This is a genomic window from Aeromicrobium sp. Leaf272, assembly GCF_001422865.1.
Lineage (GTDB): Bacteria > Actinomycetota > Actinomycetes > Propionibacteriales > Nocardioidaceae > Aeromicrobium.
This window is the reverse complement of record NZ_LMMY01000013.1, coordinates 138,745-139,341: the sequence shown is the minus strand read 5'-3', so window position 1 is coordinate 139,341 and position 597 is coordinate 138,745. Positions and strand designations below refer to the sequence as shown.

Here is a 597-nt window from a genome sequence, read left to right as displayed (position 1 = left end):
GACGTACGCCGACCTGCTCAAGGTGTTCTGGGAGAACCACGACCCGACGCAGGGCATGCGCCAGGGCAACGACCGCGGCACCCAGTACCGCTCGGTCCTGCTCACCACCACCGACGAGCAACAGCGCCAGGCCGAGGAGTCGCGCGACCGCTACCAGGAGCAGATGACCAAGGCCGGCTACGGCCGGATCACCACGGCCATCTCCCCCCTGGGCGAGTACTACTACGCCGAGGAGCCGCACCAGCAGTACCTCGCGAAGAACCCCTTCGGCTACTGCCCGCTGCACGCAACTGGAATACGGTACGAGTGATCCCGGTACCCTAGACAGCACAACACCCGGCCACCTTTCTTGTGGCCGGGTGTTGCTGTGTTGCTGGGTTCAGCCGTTGTAGCGAACGTAGACGTCCTTCACGGTCGGCATGTAGGTACCGCCACCCTGAGGGCTCTTGCGCTCCTTGCCGGTGGGCTTGCCGGTGTCCACGGCCTGGTACTCGAACGTCTCGTTGATCTTCTTCATGCGGTTGACGAACGCTGCTGCGCCCTGACCGGTGGCACCCTCGATCTTTGCCCACTTGCCGGGGTTCTCCCGAAGAGCAT

General features: G+C 64.2%; 2 protein-coding genes. One reads left to right on the top strand and one right to left on the bottom strand.

The annotated features are described in order from the left end of the window. Positions 1-310: peptide-methionine (S)-S-oxide reductase MsrA (gene msrA, locus ASF38_RS19375; protein WP_235497636.1), on the top strand; the 310-nt coding region annotated here is incomplete at its 5' end. A gap of 69 nt (positions 311-379) precedes the next feature. On the opposite strand, the gene ASF38_RS18075 is transcribed toward msrA, so the two are convergent. Beyond that, positions 380-597, bottom strand: a 218-nt coding sequence (locus ASF38_RS18075) for a hypothetical protein (protein WP_162237344.1), incomplete at its 5' end; no start/stop codon positions are given.